The sequence below is a fragment of the Reichenbachiella sp. genome (assembly GCF_039969095.1).
GTDB lineage: Bacteria > Bacteroidota > Bacteroidia > Cytophagales > Cyclobacteriaceae > Reichenbachiella.
Genome location: NZ_JBDVOL010000012.1, coordinates 1 through 15,573, shown reverse-complemented (window position 1 = coordinate 15,573; position 15,573 = coordinate 1). Strand labels below are relative to the sequence as shown.

The 15,573-nt window shown below is 39.3% G+C and carries 17 protein-coding genes; 3 read left to right on the top strand and 14 right to left on the bottom strand.

Going from position 1 to position 15,573, the window contains the following annotated elements:
- Positions 1–33: 33 nt before the first annotated feature.
- Complete coding sequence (locus ABJH98_RS12205; protein WP_348307968.1) at positions 34–2,424, bottom strand: mechanosensitive ion channel domain-containing protein; 2,391 nt, start codon at positions 2,422–2,424, stop codon at positions 34–36.
- Between the two features lie 63 nt (positions 2,425–2,487).
- On the opposite strand from ABJH98_RS12205, the gene ABJH98_RS12200 reads away from it, so the two are divergent.
- Positions 2,488–2,802, top strand: coding sequence for a GNAT family N-acetyltransferase (locus ABJH98_RS12200; RefSeq protein ID WP_348307967.1), 315 nt, complete (start codon positions 2,488–2,490; stop codon positions 2,800–2,802).
- A gap of 44 nt (positions 2,803–2,846) precedes the next feature.
- Here the strand turns inward: ABJH98_RS12200 and ABJH98_RS12195 are convergent, their stop codons facing one another.
- The 8 genes from ABJH98_RS12195 to ABJH98_RS12160 all read right to left on the bottom strand — a co-directional run bounded on the left by ABJH98_RS12195 (position 2,847) and on the right by ABJH98_RS12160 (position 11,008).
- Positions 2,847–5,474, bottom strand: coding sequence for an ABC transporter permease (locus ABJH98_RS12195; protein WP_348307966.1), 2,628 nt, complete (start codon positions 5,472–5,474; stop codon positions 2,847–2,849).
- Positions 5,471–5,794, bottom strand: a complete 324-nt coding sequence (locus ABJH98_RS12190) for a helix-turn-helix transcriptional regulator (protein WP_348307965.1) — start codon at positions 5,792–5,794, stop codon at positions 5,471–5,473. Before ABJH98_RS12190 ends, ABJH98_RS12195 begins: the two co-directional genes overlap by 4 nt.
- Positions 5,795–6,020: 226 nt before the next feature.
- Positions 6,021–6,515 (bottom strand): GNAT family N-acetyltransferase, encoded by a 495-nt coding sequence (locus ABJH98_RS12185; RefSeq protein WP_348307964.1) that lies wholly within the window; start codon positions 6,513–6,515, stop codon positions 6,021–6,023.
- An 87-nt stretch (positions 6,516–6,602) separates the two neighbouring features.
- Positions 6,603–6,959: a hypothetical protein gene (locus ABJH98_RS12180; RefSeq protein ID WP_348307963.1), complete on the bottom strand. Its 357-nt coding sequence runs from the start codon at positions 6,957–6,959 to the stop codon at positions 6,603–6,605.
- 219 nt (positions 6,960–7,178) lie between these two features.
- Entirely contained in the window at positions 7,179–8,090 is a 912-nt protein-coding gene (locus ABJH98_RS12175; protein WP_348307962.1) for a helix-turn-helix transcriptional regulator, read from the bottom strand.
- A gap of 1 nt (position 8,091) precedes the next feature.
- Entirely contained in the window at positions 8,092–8,604 is a 513-nt protein-coding gene (locus ABJH98_RS12170; RefSeq protein WP_348307961.1) for a hypothetical protein, read from the bottom strand.
- Positions 8,605–8,629: 25 nt separating this feature from the next.
- Positions 8,630–9,583, bottom strand: a complete 954-nt coding sequence (locus ABJH98_RS12165) for an SDR family oxidoreductase (protein WP_348307960.1) — start codon at positions 9,581–9,583, stop codon at positions 8,630–8,632.
- Positions 9,584–9,889: 306 nt separating this feature from the next.
- Complete coding sequence (locus ABJH98_RS12160) at positions 9,890–11,008, bottom strand: adenylate/guanylate cyclase domain-containing protein (RefSeq protein WP_348307959.1); 1,119 nt, start codon at positions 11,006–11,008, stop codon at positions 9,890–9,892.
- Positions 11,009–11,159: 151 nt separating this feature from the next.
- On the opposite strand from ABJH98_RS12160, the gene ABJH98_RS12155 reads away from it, so the two are divergent.
- Positions 11,160–11,288, top strand: coding sequence for a hypothetical protein (locus ABJH98_RS12155; protein WP_348307958.1), 129 nt, complete (start codon positions 11,160–11,162; stop codon positions 11,286–11,288).
- A gap of 364 nt (positions 11,289–11,652) precedes the next feature.
- Here the strand turns inward: ABJH98_RS12155 and ABJH98_RS12150 are convergent, their stop codons facing one another.
- The 4 genes from ABJH98_RS12150 to ABJH98_RS12135 all read right to left on the bottom strand — a co-directional run bounded on the left by ABJH98_RS12150 (position 11,653) and on the right by ABJH98_RS12135 (position 14,410).
- Positions 11,653–11,901 carry a type II toxin-antitoxin system ParD family antitoxin gene (locus ABJH98_RS12150; RefSeq protein ID WP_348307957.1) on the bottom strand — a complete coding sequence of 83 codons (249 nt, stop codon included), beginning with the start codon at positions 11,899–11,901 and terminating at the stop codon, positions 11,653–11,655.
- A 109-nt stretch (positions 11,902–12,010) separates the two neighbouring features.
- Positions 12,011–12,604: a hypothetical protein gene (locus ABJH98_RS12145; RefSeq protein WP_348307956.1), complete on the bottom strand. Its 594-nt coding sequence runs from the start codon at positions 12,602–12,604 to the stop codon at positions 12,011–12,013.
- Between the two features lie 296 nt (positions 12,605–12,900).
- Entirely contained in the window at positions 12,901–13,392 is a 492-nt protein-coding gene (locus ABJH98_RS12140; RefSeq protein WP_348307955.1) for a hypothetical protein, read from the bottom strand.
- A gap of 139 nt (positions 13,393–13,531) precedes the next feature.
- Positions 13,532–14,410: a hypothetical protein gene (locus ABJH98_RS12135; RefSeq protein ID WP_348307954.1), complete on the bottom strand. Its 879-nt coding sequence runs from the start codon at positions 14,408–14,410 to the stop codon at positions 13,532–13,534.
- Between the two features lie 35 nt (positions 14,411–14,445).
- On the opposite strand from ABJH98_RS12135, the gene ABJH98_RS12130 reads away from it, so the two are divergent.
- Positions 14,446–14,655 (top strand): hypothetical protein, encoded by a 210-nt coding sequence (locus ABJH98_RS12130; protein ID WP_348307953.1) that lies wholly within the window; start codon positions 14,446–14,448, stop codon positions 14,653–14,655.
- 6 nt (positions 14,656–14,661) lie between these two features.
- Here ABJH98_RS12130 and ABJH98_RS12125 read toward each other — a convergent pair whose 3' ends face one another.
- Positions 14,662–15,066: a hypothetical protein gene (locus tag ABJH98_RS12125; protein ID WP_348307952.1), complete on the bottom strand. Its 405-nt coding sequence runs from the start codon at positions 15,064–15,066 to the stop codon at positions 14,662–14,664.
- Positions 15,067–15,573: the final 507 nt, after the last annotated feature.

Sequence of the window (15,573 nt, the reverse complement as noted above, 5' to 3'; positions counted from 1 at the left end):
TCAATGACAAGATGAAATCAATTGGCTTTCATGCTATTTTCCTAATACTTCAACTCTTCGTTGTGCCGACACTTCCACTTTATGTTTTTTGAGGTGTTCGATGATTCGTATGTTCACTTCATTTTTAGTAGCTAATATCTCCTTAGATACCCAATAGAGGATATAAAACTGATAGGATTGGTCAATGACACTCTCAAAATAAGCCTTACATGGCGGTTGATTCATGACTCCTTCCACGTCGTTGATGGCCTCTTCCATCCAGGAGATGACTTTTTCGGGGTTTACTTTGGTGGAGGTTTGGATGACTAGTTTTATTCTTCTTCGTTTATTCGAAAGGGTCCAATTGATTACATTATTGGATATTAAAGAAGAATTGGGGACAATCAATTCTGCTCCATCATATTGACGAATTTTACTGGCACGAATGCCTATCGCTGTTACTTCTCCTTCAATAGCGTCGACCGTTACAATGTCACCAATCGTAATCGGTCTTTCAAAAACGAGAATCAATCCTGAGATAAAGTTTCCTACAATGTTTTGAAGGCCAAAGCCGATGCCTACTCCTAATGCGCCTGCTAATAGCCCCAGATTGGCAAGGTCGAATCCCAAGCTACTTAATGCCATAAAAAAGCCTAGAAACATGATGGCATAATTAGTAATAGATCCAACTGCCATGGAGACCCCTCTTGGGAGATCGATACGATCTAGAAACTCTATTTGCAATAAGATTTTAGTGAAATTGGCAATAAGCCACGAGGCGAATAGAATAATACCAAAGCTGATCACTCCACCTACAGATATACCTATACTCCCAACAGTAACTCCCCAATTCCAAATCTCTTCATACGCTTCTAAAATGGGTTGCCAGAGTAGGGTGGTTTTGGTTGTGTAATAAAACCAAATGATCAAATAGAAGATTTTTAGACTTACCTTAATCGTTCGGAAGGTCTGATCCTTGTACAGTGCGAATACCTTGGATTTTTGGGCTGTGTTCGTGTTTAGGGCAAGGAGGACCAGTGTTTTGAGACTAACATACAAGGAACCTAGAAGCAGTGCCAGAATTGTGGAAGTTAGAATCCCATCGGTGATCAGCTGAGAGATGTATATGTAGCCAATTGCATTTGCAAGAATGGAAAAAACCATCCCTACTAAAAATAGGGGAGAAACAAAGAAGAGCACTCTATACCAAATATCTTTAGCCACGCCCTTTTTTTCTTCATGGCTTATATTTCTCAAAAGCCAGAAAAAGTAATAAGCCATAGCCGCAGATATGATGAGCATCAAAAGCCTATTGGTGTAATCTGAAAGAATTAAAATGCGGCTGGTGTCTATTAAAATGAACATACCGGCTAGGAAAAAGATACTCCATCTTAGTTTTTTAATAATGATGGCAGATGTCACCGATAAAAAGGGAATCAAGAAAAACAGACCCAAACCTATTTCAAGGTATAGCGGTCGGTTGGGCAACAGCGTCAAACTGGCCATTAAGGTAAAAAGCACAGCTGCACCAATGGGCCTGTGAAGCACTTTTTCTCCTAGTGGCAGTTCTGCAAGATCTTTCTCTTTTAGTTCAGATAGTTTACCTCGCATCCAGAATATCATGCTAATAAAAACTGAAAAAATGACAAGCATAATGAGCAAACTCGAGACCCTTAGATTGATGTATCCCATGGTCTCCTCGATGGCCATTGGAATCCAAAGTTTGTTATTAGCCAGTGTGTTTTGGTAAGTTGCACTATCTAAATCCGAATGCCATATTGGAGATTGACGCATCGATAGCAAGGTGCTAAACTGCGTTTTTAGTGCCTGATCTAATTCTTGCGCATAATTGTTAGCTTCCAGTTTGACGTCAAGGATTTGATTCTGCACATTGATGGCCTGTACCAGGCTGTCACTCATTGTGTTTTTGAGTTTTTTAATTTGATCTACCGAAAAGAATATTCTGTCGAATAGTTCATCTGGAATTTCTTCTTTGTTGGCATAGGCTTTTCTGGTGCTTTCCCACAATGCTTCTTGTTTGCGTAGTTCTTTAAATATTTCATCTATTCGGGCGGTATGTCCTTTGATTACAACCTCGGGGACACTCGCTCTTGAGATCAATCGATCCCATTTTTTCACAAAACTTTCTACATATCTATAGGGGAGGTTTTCCTGCATGATATGATCAGTAATAGCGGTTATGTTGTCCAGTTCCTTTTTAAGTGTATCTGTTTGCTGTTTTACCTGAGATATAATGGGCTTTTCTATGACAGGCTTGTATTCGCTCTCTATCAGCTTAACCAGTAGCTCTGCCTGAGAGGATACTTCAGGAATAGCGATGGGTGCTATTTTTTCTTTTTCTTCATCTTTGGCGGAGTCTTCCTGCGATCTTCCGAACTGAGGTGCAAGAATGAATAAAATGAGAAGAAACTTGAAAATTTTCATAGGTGTATAGAATAGGTACTAAAGATATGGGAATGAGCAATAAATCACAACGGAAGCTCGAAAATGGATAATCTACTTGAAGATACTTATCTTTCGTATATGAAGATTGAACAGTTTGACAGAGATAGTAAGGGCTTCTTTAAAGCCTTAGAAATGGACAAAGAAGCCGGGCGAATGACTTATTCCTGGGCAGGTGAGGATAGAATTATCATCGATCATACCGAGGTCAACCCCGAGTTTAAGGGGAAAGGCGTAGGCAAGCAATTAGTGTTGGCTGCGGTTGACTTTGCTCGGCAAAAGAAAATCAGCATCATTCCGCTTTGCACCTTTGCTAAAAGTGTTTTTGAGAGGAATGAAGAATTAAGAGACGTTCTTTAAATTTATATTAAAACGACCGTCCCTTAATTCTTTCGATTGACCCGCTATTCGTGTCTAAGGTTTCCTGCAGGATTGGCATGAGCCACTTTTGAAGTTTGCCAATAGATAGTCGCAAAGCCCACCAAGAACAAAAACACCATACTCAAAAGCACTTCGAGGATACCAAGACCATTACCATAAGGCAGAACGAAATATAAGAAGAGCTTTTCATAGAAAAGATAGGAAAATGGAACTGCGATCGCTGAGGAAATCAGAATCAGTTTAATGAAGTCTTTGGTTAGTAGATAGTACAAGCTTTTGCTGCTTGCTCCCATGATCTTTCGAATGGCTATTTCTTTGGTTCTGTTTTCAGTGGTATAGGAGACCATGCCCAGTAAGCCCAAACATGAAATACTGATTGCAAATGTGCTCAGAAAAGTAAAAAACTTAATTTGAACGGTTAAAAAATAATAGGCTCGTTCGATTTCATCATCCAGGAATGAAGATTCGAACTTTGCTTTTTGATCGATGCCAATCCAGATTTCGTCTAACTCTTCAATGGTGCTCTTGATGTCCGAAGAATTTAACGCCAGTAGAGCATAGTTGCTTTCATCCAAAGAATGTCTAAGCACTAAAGGATGAATCATTTGATCTAAAGGTTCGAAGTTGAAATCCTCTAAAATCCCTACAATTTTGCAATTAGAGCCGTCTTCTAGGGTGAAGGTCAGCGAATCTTGTTCGAAGTTGAAAACAGCAGCGGATTTCATAAATGTTTCATTGACGACAACCAGTTCTTCGTTTTTGGTAGATCTATTGAGGTTATTGCTATTTCCCCAAAGCAGTTTCATATCTAGATTTTCAATGAAATTATCCCCAATAAAAATTTGTTTCACATCAATCGTGTCTTGCCCATTTGGTGTTACGCCAGCCATGGTTGGCAAAGGAACACCGGGTAAGTTGGAGGCGGTGGTAATGGATTTCACATCTGGGTGACTACTGAGTTCATTGATCGCAAGCTGTTTGTCCATGTCATGAAATTCAACAGCAAGTGTATGGTCTGATTCGAATCCATGGTTAGTATTTAGTACATAGACGTATTCTTTAGTGAGCGCACCGACTCCTATAATGAATACAAGGGACATAAAAAATTGGAATACAAATAGACCTTTTTTGATATGAGATATGCTCGCGGTTTGGTTCAGTGATCCTCCTTTAAGTGTGTAAATTGGATTTAACCTAGAAAAATACGCAGCAGGGAACAAACCGGCAAGAATCCCAATGATCAAAGCAAAGAGGATAAAGGTGCCAATGAGCGTAAAGCCAATAGAAGTATCCATCACCGCTGAGGCCCTTAATAGGTCGAGAAACTCTCTCTGAAGGTGAATAAAAATGAAGAAGGAGGCCAGAAGAGAGATCACAGAAAGCACTATGGTTTCTATGATAAACTGCGCCCTGATCTGTCTTTTTTCTGCCCCTACTACCTTACGAATACCTATTTCTTTACCTCTTTTGAGCGCTCTGGCAATAGAGAGATTAGTATAATTGAAAACTGCTGGGAGCAGAATAAGTAGCCCGATGGACATGAAAAAACTTAATGTTGCCTTATCCCAGCTGATACCTAGTTCATTGCTGGCATTCCAACGTGGCACAACATCAGGTAGAACTACCGACTCGAATTTGATCGTATGATCTGGTTGGAATTCTGACGCAATTTCAGAGGTCTGTGTCAAAGATTCAGTCAAGGTATTTTGAGTGGTTTCGGGCTTCAGGAGCACATAGACATAGTTGTCACGGAAGGTCCCCCAATCACTTTTAAGGTCTTTGGTTGTTTCAAACTCAGCGAACGTTTGATAGGAAGCAAGTACATCGAAGAGTAAATGGGTTTGCTTAGGGTCTTCCATGACGCCTGTCACTATGAACGACCCCATTTCAGTTTCTGCTTCCTGACCAATCGGGTCAATGTCTCTGTAGAGTTTCTCAGCCACTGTTTTTGTGAGGACGATACTGAAGGGTTTGGCTAAGGCAGTTTGCGGGTTTCCGCTGATCATTTGAAAGCTAAACACATCGAAAAATGCTTCATTGGAGAAGTACCCATGAAAATTCATTTTGCTGCCTTGATGCGTGATTTCAGGATTGAATCCATTTTTAATTTTAAGTACCCTTTCGATAAAGGGGTATTCTTCTTTGAGGTGATCGCCTACTGCGTAAAAGGTGGAAGCAAAAGTTTTGGTATTTTCCCCATCGTCGATGAATGTATTTATCTGATAGATACGATCCTTTTTTGCTTGCAAATCATCCGATTTGTAAACCGCAACAGTGATAGAAAGAACCAGTAAACTGATGGACATGCCTAGTGCTAGCCCAATAATATTGATTGTAGTAAAAAATTTGTGTTTTGAAAAATTGCGAAGAGCAATTTTAAAGTAGTTGTTAAACATGGCTATTGAGTTTGAGTTATAATAATTCGAGTAAGAAGCGGACCTTTTACGCTTCCGTAATGCATAAGAAAAGGCAAGTGATAAGGCTTGTATGAAGTAATTGAGTTGAGCCCTAGTTTTTCCTTTTTCTTCCAGTTTATACTGGAAGTATTCATCAAGATCTCCTACAAGATCTTCTGTATTAGCTTTATTTGACCACCATTGAAGACATTTCTTAATCCAGCGGGGTGGCTGCTGATGAGAATCGTACTTCATATAGATAGATTGATATTGGCATTCTCCCAAAGTTCATCTCGCAGAGATTTCATCTCTGTCAAACTACTTTTGGCAGTACTGGTGAGTTCGAAGTATCTTTTTCTTCTACCACCTCTTTCGCTAGTGGGTTCGCCGAGATATGAAGTGATATATCCTTTCTCTTCTAGTCTGGTGAGTGTGGAGTGCATGCCACCAAGGCTGAGATTTCTATTGGTTCGAGCGTTGATATCTTTTAGAACAGCCATGCCATAAGCTTCATCACCAAGATTGGCGATGGTGAGTAGTACCAGTTCTTCGAATTCTCCCAAGTATCCTTTCATATCTTTCTATTTTTGAGATATTATGTACGGCAATGATAACATATATGTTTCTATTTTTGAGATAAAATTGAAATATTTATAAAATCAGACTATAATTTGAAGTAATAGGAAGGTGAAAAGTTTACACTAGCTATCGATAGGGTAGAAGTCGATAGGTGAGGCAACTAGATTTTTTCTATGAGTTGATTCCCGTATGACATGATTTAAAGCTTACAAAAACGTTCGCTCATTTATATCTATAAACCTCATGAAGGCCAAAGTCTAGCAACTCAATCGGTTGCTCATGTTGCGCGCTTAGCGCTAAGGCCAATTTTTTTGAGGGTTCATTGGCGTTGTCGATATAACTCACCAATGTATCTAATTTCAGCGTTTCCAGTGCATATTTTTTGACAGCGAGCCCAGCTTCTATGCCGTAGCCTTTGCCCTGGGCATTAGGTAACAACCAATAGCCAAGTTCTGGTTCTGGCCAAGGAGTTGAATTCCACAAGCCGACAGTTCCGATTAAATTACTGGTGTCTTTAGTTTCTAAAGCAAGATAAGAATAGCCATTTAGTGCGTAATGACCTATATAAGTAGAGAGCAACCTCCAGGATTCTTCTTCGGTTTTGGTACCGCCTACATATCGTGCATTGTCAGATTCTGAAAAGAATTCAGCTAGGGCTGGGTAGTCTGAGTTTTGCCATTGTCTAAATATCAGCCGTTCCGTTTCTAATCCTATCATCCATTGGTTCGGTTAGGAGTGAAAATAGGAAGTCAAACGAGGGATTTGGCGGTAAGTTTCAAAGCCACTTAATTCCTTATATTGGAATTAAGCTACCTTGTTTTTCTTAGCTTCTTTCTCCGCTTGTTTAGCGGCCAACTTAGCAGCTTTAGCTTCTTCTGCTGCTTTTTTTGCCGCTGCTTTGGCTTCTTCTTTGGCTTTTTTAGCCGCCAGTTTAGCGTCTATTTTAGCCTGCTTCTCGGCCTTTTTTCTGGCGATTTCAGCTTCTTTTTTCGCTCGTTTCTCAGCCAGAATGGCCTGCCTTTTTTGCTCTTCTTTTACTTCTTCAGCAAGTTTCAAAGTTCTGTAGAGTTCGATTTGATTTTCCTTAGAAATTCTAGCGATCAATTCTTTTGGTTCAGATTGAAAAAGACCGCTGAAGAAATTACCGATTGATTTAAACATACTATTTGATTTATTTGACAGGTATTAGAACTCGCAAGTATATATCCTACAGCTCAAGAAACGAAGACCACACTGAATTATTTTGCTTTTAAATTGGATTAAAGGGGTAAACTGATTTACTGGGTATTGTAGCTGGAGGTCACGCTGAGCTAAAACAAGGATGTCTTCAGCTACTAGAAGTAGTTCATTTTCATTGTCGGTGGATAGTGCGCAACTGGTTTAGTTCATTTTAAATTTCTCCCTGTACTCAGTTGGACTTATACCTTCTTTTCTTTTGAATAGTCTTGAAAAATAGGGTGGGTATTCAAAGCCTAATTCGTAGGCTACTTCTGCTATGGTTTTGTTCGGGTTCAACAAAATATTCTTGGCTTCGTCTATCAGGTAAAGCTGCAAGTGCTCAGTAGATGTTTTTCCTGTTTCTTTTTTAAGTGTATCACTCAAGTAGCGCTGCGATACAGAAAGTTGCTCCGCAATTTGCTCGATGCTTGGAATTCCGTGGTCTAGCAAATACCCGGAATCAAAATAAGCCTCCAACTGCTCATTGAACTGTTCCAGTAAATCATTCGACAATGCTTTGCGGTTGATAAATTGCCTTTCATAAAAGCGGTTGGCATATTTGAAAAGTGTGCTCAATTGTGAAATGATAATATCCTTGCTAAACTCATCTTGATTGTTTTGGTATTCCACCTCAATACTTTCTACAATGGCTTCAATCTGCTTTTCTTCTTTGGGGGAAAGGTGCAGTGCCTCGTTGGCGGAGTATGAAAAGAAACCATACTTCTTGACCTGATGCGCCAATTCGGTTCCTTTAATAAAGTCTTCATGAAAGTTTATTGAAAAGCCTTTTTGGTCAAACACTACGCTGCTATCCCACTGCAGCACCTGCCTTGGAGCGATAAAAAAAAGTGCACCATTGGTGAAATCGTATTGGGTTCGTCCGTAGTTCAATTCACCTTTTACGATTTTCTTCAAGCTAATGGTATAACAATCGTTGGTGATGGGAGGAGAGCTTTCTTTGGGGCATGGTAAAAAACCTTCGCCTATCGCAGAAAACACACTCAACATAGGATGCTCAGGCCGAGGTAGCTCCAGGTAATCTAAATAAGCCGATAGTGTTTTGAAATGCCGCATCTTATTTTTTGAGTTCTTTTTCAGCTTGTTGCAATTGTTTGTTGTAATCGGCTATACGGGCGTGAGCGGTACCGTCAACCAGCAAAATCACAACCAACATGGCGATGGTGGTAATCATGCTGGCTCGCCAAAGGGGTGTGTTGACAAAGAAAAGAATGAGCGCACAGGCCGCGATAATTAACGGAATGGCGGTAAACACAATGGTATTATATTCCTTTAAAGTTGCTTCGGCACGTTCTCGTTCGGATGCTACAAAAGCCGAAGCATCTATGCTGTGCGCGGTTTCGAATTGCGTAATTCTTGTCTTATTGGTAAAAAATAATCCAACCCCTATAATGGTTAGTAAGAGGCCAGCCACCAAGGTGGGAATGATGTAAGCTTTAGCCATATCAGTTTTTCCCAATTGCCAAAACCCTAAGCTTGCCGCCATAAATACGACTCCGAAAAGGATGAAAAATGGAGTTGAAAAAAGTTCGGCCTTAGCCCAATCGATTGATGCTTTTAAAATATCCATGTTTTTGTGTTTAAGAATAGTCAATTTAAATATTCCACTTTACACCCGTCTCTTTTTCAGAGAGATCCCATAATCTTTTGGCTGTCACTTTATCCTTGGCGTGTGGTTCTATATGATGCGCTCCAACTGGGCCTATCCAATTACCACGTCCTGTAGGACCATAAAAATCACTTTGGTCAAGGTTTGGTTCTGTCGCACACATCAACATTGGATAAGCACCTTTTTCAGCCGATTGTACTAATGGTGATAATTTCATTAGTTGCCAGACCAATCGAGTCATTAAGCTACCGCTAGTTTTAATCAATGAAGTATTGGAAGCACCTGGATGACAAGCATAGGCTTTAACCGCTGTTTTTCCCGCTTTTTCTAATCTATCCTGCAATTCATAAATGGCCATGATCTGAGCAAGTTTACTCTGGCTGTAGGCATCGTTGGCCGTGTAATCTTTGTTCCAATTTAAATCGTCAAACTTGATGGTTTTGATCCCCATGTCATAACCCATGCTACCAACGGTTACGATTCGTCCATCAGATTTTACGATCAATTGAAATAGTAAAGCTTGCAATGTGAAATGTCCAAAGTAATTGACGCCCATTTGACTTTCCCAGCCATCCGCTGTTATTTTTTGAGTAGGTACTTGTGCTATGGCGCCATTACATATCAAGGCATCAATTCGCGTTACCTTCTCCAAAACTTTTGCTGCTGCTTTTTTCACAGAAGCTTGTTCAGACAAGTCCATTTTGATATTGGTTACATCTATGCCATTGCCAAGCTTTTCTTTCAGAGATGCGATCGTATTTTCGGCTTTTTGAGGGTTGCGATTCAGCATCACCACTTTTGCACCCTTGGATAGTAGAATGCGTGCCGCTTCGAAACCTGTACCGCTGGTGGTGCCAGTTATAACAAAGGTTTTCCCGCTTAAGTCTTTTATTCTGTCGGGTGTCCACCCTTGATTCCCAAATTGATTTTTAGTACTCATCTTTTTTTGTTTTTCTTGATACAAAGATAAATACAGTGTCAGGCTGCTGGTTATACGCAATTTCGAAAGGTGTATACTTTTTGGTTTTTAATGATACTCAACTGTTCGGCTATGAGCAATTGCGTAGGTAGGCACTTAACTTAAATCAGATATTTACTGAATTTGTTTTCAGTGAGTAGTTTCTGTCTAATGTTTCTAACGAATTTTATCATTGTCAGCTGTTGCGTATGACGAGTGCTCTTACAGTTTCATAGTAGGGTGGTTATACTGATGTCACGATTAAATTAAACTGCGTTTTAATGAGTTTTAGATATTGTTAGCGATTGTCGGCTTCTTTTCTAAAGTTACGCTAAATAGTTCTTCTTTCTTATTTCTTCCTTTCAGTTCTATCTCTCCTTTAGAGCTATATTGATAGTTAGATTGAGGTAATAATTCTTTTATTGCACCTGAGATCAGCAAGTCAGATTTTAATTCCTTACAAAGACTTTGGATTCTAGCGGTCGTATTTAAAACATCCCCCGTAAAAACGATTTCCTTTTTTAAGGCTCCAATTTCTCCAATCGTGACTTCACCGAAATGAATCCCTGCTTTGAAATCAATTTCAAAGCCAAATTCATGAAATAAAACTTCTTTTTGTTCATTGAGATGATCGCGTATGTCAAAGAAGCATTTGATGCAGTTTGCCTGATTAATCCCCTTATCAGGTTTCCATGAAATCACGATTTCATCTCCTATATACTGGTAGACTTCACCGTATGAATTGATGATGGGGTCTGACATAATATTGTAATAGGTGTCCAGTAATTTGAAGTATTTTATGTGGCCTAGCGTTTCGGCTATTGTGGTCGAAGATTTCATGTCTAGGAACATGAAAATCCGCTTTTCAATTTTGGGTTGATGGTATTTCCCAGAAAAAAAATTTAAAAACACATGATGGCCTAAGTTTTCACTTATTGTTGAATAGATCAAACTGACTATTACCCTTACAGACAAATGAAATAGGGTAACAAAGAAAGGAATACTTACTAGGAATCTGCCTAATTGTTGCCAAGCATCAACTGCTAGCAAACTGACACCTGATTCTAAAGCTAAAGCTAGAGGATAAAGGATGACGATAATTATAATAAATAAGGTGAGGTAGGTGAAGAATTTGTAAAAAAGCTTGACCCATAGTGATTGATTTGAGAATCTCTTTTCTAAATAAACTACTTCTAAAGCCCCTAACATAAGTCCAACCACGGCATTTGCTAGGCTAGCAAAAATGAGCACAGGGACGGTCAAGGCAATACCAATATCTGGATTGAGGTTTTGGTTACGGGTTACTCCAAACTCGGTTACATCAACTATCCATCCACTCAATACCCAGATTATCGCGAAAGGAATAATCCTTGAAATATTTCTCTTCGCTTTTGGAGTTATTTTCACGTTAAGTTGACATTTTTATAAATGTAAGGAATGATAATTTATTATCGTTAATCTGTTTAGGACGAGTGCCCTTGAGGCTTGATTAAAGTAGAAAGATAACCGATCCACGCACAACCTCAAAAGCATTTTTAGCCATTAGCCAAAATTTGGGATGACACGGATCGCACGAATGCCTGCCTGTCGGCAGACAGGCGTTAGAGGTATGATACAGATTCCGTGTGGATCGGTGGTGCTGATTTTGGCATTGATTCGAAAAGCTCGCATGGGCATTCGTGCCTAGTTCCCATGATATAAATCCTTTGGTTTTTATTATTAACGCCATTGGGTTATTCATGGAACACCTTTTTATGTGGATTTATTTTAGACGATTCTTCAAATCCATGCGTTCATGCAGTATTCTGGTTATTTCTACTAGATCGTTGGTTTTTATTCAGTAGAAAACAATATGTCGGTTTACCTTAATTCCAAAAAGTTCCTTCCTAACTCCTTCAAATTTGCGTCCAGTATTTGGCTTGTTAGCAATTGATTGGAATGTATCTACAAGTTGTTCGTGATAGTTATCTGCTTTTTGTTCAGATCAGTTATCAAAGGTGTAATTCCAAATATCAGACAAGTCTTGAACAGCTAGGTTGGTAAGTTGATACTTAACCATTCGATCTTGCCGACTTAAGTTGCTTTAAATGAGTTGTTGGGTTGAAGTCTTCAGCGATTCCACTATCTATTCCTTCTTGAATTGCCTTTTTAAGTGAAAGAATTTTATTCTCTTCTTCTTCTAAGAGCCTTAATCCGGCCCTAACAACTTCGCTCACGTTCTTGAAACGACCTTCTGAAACACAGTGCTGCACAAAGTCATCAAAGTAGTTTCCTAATGATATGGATGTGTTTTTGCTCATACAACAGAGTTACCTAAAATTGGTAATTATTCAAAATCAGCGATTCCTCATAACGGTCAAGTATATGAGCCATTTTAATGGTTTATATACATTGTTAGCATTTGTTTATTTATTTTGATTTTGAGTATTCGATCAATTCCTCTACATAGTGAAAATCACCTTGATTTTGAGTAAGTTTTATGAAAGTTTTTACAGCAGGAGCATATAACCAAATTTCTGTTTCATCTGCGCTATATCCCCTGGAATTGGTGGTTTTACCAGTGTATTTAATTGTGTAGGCCATAAATGTTCCAGCTTCTACCGTTTCTTTCTGATATGATAGTATTTCGGCATCTTGACTTTGTTTTCCTGTTGTACCGTCCTGGCTTGTCCAATTGTTTTCATACTTCCACTTTTTACCCACTTCGAGAGGCCAGTCATACTTTGGTGTCTCGCTTTCTTCTGGTTTAACAATTTCGGTAACGGGAATGGTGTCCTTACCGATTGTCATGCCTAAAACTCCGTTTGAACTGACTATTTCTCTTGTATCTGTTCCATCTGAGCGTACTTCTCCTTCCGTTGTAACACCTTTGTATTTCCATACCCATTTTTCACCAACCGAATAATCAGCCAGAGTTGGTTGTTGGGTTATACCAGATTTAGTGTTGTCATTACAGGCACTTAGTATTAATACTGCAAGTAATACTAGTAATTCGTTTTTCATATACTTGATTTATATATTAATCTCAGTTTTTAAATAAATGCTAGCGCTTGTTTTTACCATAGATATCGACTCTGTATGGGTTTGTGCCCCTAGAGTCTCTTAAAAGCACTAAAATAACCGATACGATCTACACAGCCAAAGTCGGCCTTCTGGAATTCTGTTGATCCGAGAATGCTGCGGATACAGTCTGCCCATTCCTTGGTCTTCTACTGCTTCCGATCGGATCGGTGGTGCATCTTCTGGCATTGATTCGGTAAGAGAGCATGGGTATAACCTATACAGCTTGTTAGCGGTATTCATTTCACTAAGTAGGCCACCCTTTTATCTTCTGGTTTGTAATAGACAGTTAGCTGTTCAGCAGTTAACCCGTCAAAGTTGGCTTCTTGAAATCTAGTGAATTCCTTACCATCAATTTTATATTTAAACTTAACAGCGTCACCCGAAAGACGATCTAGTTCTTCGCATGGTGTTGAAAGAAAACTCTGTCTATCGAAAATTGGTTCTTCAAATGCTACATAGCACATGTCTGGATATTTATCGAAATAATAAATTTTAAAGGTTTCGCCAGACCTTACAGTTGAATTTGGTTTGGATAGTCGTTTGGTCAATTCTCTTCCATTGGCGTTCCAGTTGACAATCACATCTCCTCCATGGGTTCTCACTGTTCCAATCAGTTCAATTCCTTGCTCTCGGATTTTTTCGTATTTGCCACTGCTTTGAAAAGAGAAATAGACTACAATTCCGATAAATGCGATACAGACTATATATATAATTGAGTTCTTTGACATTTTAATCTTTGCGAGATTACCGCTAACCAAGCTAAGCACAGTCGGCTTAGCCTTTCAAATATCTCAAAAGTATCTGTTCCAATTGCTCTTTGCAAATAGCTAAGTAAGCCGATTGGGCTTAGCGCCTGTTGTACTCCGTCTATTCTTCGAGCTTTGTCAGGAATCTACTACTCATCCAGCCCACATAATATGAGTTGCTGTGCAAATCTTCCATATACAAAACGCTTTCATTTAGTTTGTATTCAGTGCTGATGGCAACATACCACCATGTTCTGCCAGTCTCATCTACTGAATATGCATATGCAATTCCACGAGTTCCTTTGTTGACTGATCCAAGGGAGTTACCGAGTTTCTCGTGTTCGGTCAAGTAGCCAAGATACGTTGAATCATCAATGATTGGTGATAAACGCAATTTGTAGTTGTCATTCTTGACTTTAAAATTCAATGAACTTTCCAAGAACTGTTTAGGTTTGGCCAGCCCTCGATTTTCGACTATATCAAGATTTTTAGTGAAAACCGGTGTTCCACCTTTGCTGTAATTGACCTCATAAACAGAGTTAATAATTCGATTCTCGGCACAACAGCCCCAGTCATGAGTTAATAATTTTGTTAGTTTCCCATCTGTCCAATAAGGTTTGATAATACCTTGCATGACACTAAATACACGCTCATATTGCTGGTTCTTTAGTTGGAAGATTTCCACAATGTTTGGTTCTCCTCCAGATGGTCCTGAGTAGACTACCTCTGAAACGCCATCTGCATTCAAATCAACAAATTTTAGTTTGTTAATAAGTTCACGGTTGTCCTTCTTCAACTCAAAGGGAATTGTTACTTCAATTCCTGTTTTGCTAAGGGACTCAATGAATTCATTGGCTCGTTCAGTGTGTTGACCGAAATCAATATAACCCCTCCAATCAAAATTTTGGCTGCTGTTATATTGATCAAAGGTGAGTATCTCTTTCTGAGCTTGAGTGCTAAGTGAAATTGTAGATAAGGCTATGATGATGATTTTTCTCATGCAGTCAATGGAGTACAACGCCTAACTATCGGTTTGTGTGCCCACAGTTGGCAGAATGCACTAATGTAGCGGAAGTGCACCAGAAGCACAACGGTTTGGAAGTGGCACTGCGTTCCACAAGTCTAAATCCAGAAGCTCGGACTTTCCCAAAAAGCTATGAAGTTTCAGAAGGTGCACATCTGCGGACAAGTCCTGATGAAGCTGGCAAAGAGGCAGTTTGGCACATAACCGATAGTGTCTGTTAGGCACTGTTACTTCTTGTTTTTCAAGAGTTTAGTCCATTGTTCGGTGTACTCTTCACAGGCTAACTTAAATTCCTTGTCGCTCAAACTTATCCTTAAGTCATTCGATTGATTGATAATGAGCTTCTTCAGTTTTTTATGCAAGTTCTCAAAAGCAAAAAGCCCGCCTTTTGATTTATATACTTCCTCATAGAGTGGTACAAATTCGTTGCTCAATTTGAACCTATTTCCGTCTTGCACAACAATATCAGATTGAACTCCTTTTGTTAGTGCAATCTCAATTTCTCCTTTTGTTGGAATTGCATGATTAATTGCGTCACATCTTCCAATTAATTCTGAAAGTGATACACCTTCATCGTTAATCGGAAACCCCATGAGAATCCATGCATCAGTATTGGTGAATTTGATGTTCATCTTGTTTCAATTGGTCCCACTGGGCAATCAGTTGGTCGAAGTTCGTTCCAAACTTGAATGAGTTTGTCCTTGTTACGTTCATGAAAATATTTAATCTTCTTAAGGTCGTTTGATTTTAACGAACCTTCCAGGATTTCACAATCCATGATTGTTAATGAGATATTAAAGTTGCTTGTTTTAATGTGAAAGTGAGGCGGTGGATGCTCGTTAGGATAGATCTCGATCTTGATATTGTCAATCCTGTCAACAAGTTTTCGAATTTCAGCAACATGGCCATCTTCGGTTATTACAGTTTGCGTTAAAGCAATTCGTAAGTTCAGTTCCAGAAATCTTAAGTCATCGCTCATCGCTATCCCGAATAGTGCCTAACGCACAGCTATCGGGCGTATGTCCAACAGCTAGTGAATGGTACTAAAGTAGTGAAATCTGCCGAAGCTCACAACGGTTCCAAATGGCCCTGCGTTCCGCAAGTCAAAAAATCCTGCGCTCAAAAGATGGTAGAAAGCA

Coding starts and splice junctions, on each gene's coding strand:
- ABJH98_RS12205 (WP_348307968.1), bottom strand. CDS start 2,424: ATGAAAATTTTCAAGTTTCTTCTCATTTTATTCATTCTTGCACCTCAG.
- ABJH98_RS12200 (WP_348307967.1), top strand. CDS start 2,488: ATGGATAATCTACTTGAAGATACTTATCTTTCGTATATGAAGATTGAA.
- ABJH98_RS12195 (WP_348307966.1), bottom strand. CDS start 5,474: ATGAAGTACGATTCTCATCAGCAGCCACCCCGCTGGATTAAGAAATGT.
- ABJH98_RS12190 (WP_348307965.1), bottom strand. CDS start 5,794: ATGAAAGGATACTTGGGAGAATTCGAAGAACTGGTACTACTCACCATC.
- ABJH98_RS12185 (WP_348307964.1), bottom strand. CDS start 6,515: ATGATAGGATTAGAAACGGAACGGCTGATATTTAGACAATGGCAAAAC.
- ABJH98_RS12180 (WP_348307963.1), bottom strand. CDS start 6,959: ATGTTTAAATCAATCGGTAATTTCTTCAGCGGTCTTTTTCAATCTGAA.
- ABJH98_RS12175 (WP_348307962.1), bottom strand. CDS start 8,090: ATGCGGCATTTCAAAACACTATCGGCTTATTTAGATTACCTGGAGCTA.
- ABJH98_RS12170 (WP_348307961.1), bottom strand. CDS start 8,604: ATGGATATTTTAAAAGCATCAATCGATTGGGCTAAGGCCGAACTTTTT.
- ABJH98_RS12165 (WP_348307960.1), bottom strand. CDS start 9,583: ATGAGTACTAAAAATCAATTTGGGAATCAAGGGTGGACACCCGACAGA.
- ABJH98_RS12155 (WP_348307958.1), top strand. CDS start 11,160: ATGACACGGATCGCACGAATGCCTGCCTGTCGGCAGACAGGCGTTAGA.
- ABJH98_RS12150 (WP_348307957.1), bottom strand. CDS start 11,901: ATGAGCAAAAACACATCCATATCATTAGGAAACTACTTTGATGACTTT.
- ABJH98_RS12145 (WP_348307956.1), bottom strand. CDS start 12,604: ATGAAAAACGAATTACTAGTATTACTTGCAGTATTAATACTAAGTGCC.
- ABJH98_RS12140 (WP_348307955.1), bottom strand. CDS start 13,392: ATGTCAAAGAACTCAATTATATATATAGTCTGTATCGCATTTATCGGA.
- ABJH98_RS12135 (WP_348307954.1), bottom strand. CDS start 14,410: ATGAGAAAAATCATCATCATAGCCTTATCTACAATTTCACTTAGCACT.
- ABJH98_RS12125 (WP_348307952.1), bottom strand. CDS start 15,066: ATGAACATCAAATTCACCAATACTGATGCATGGATTCTCATGGGGTTT.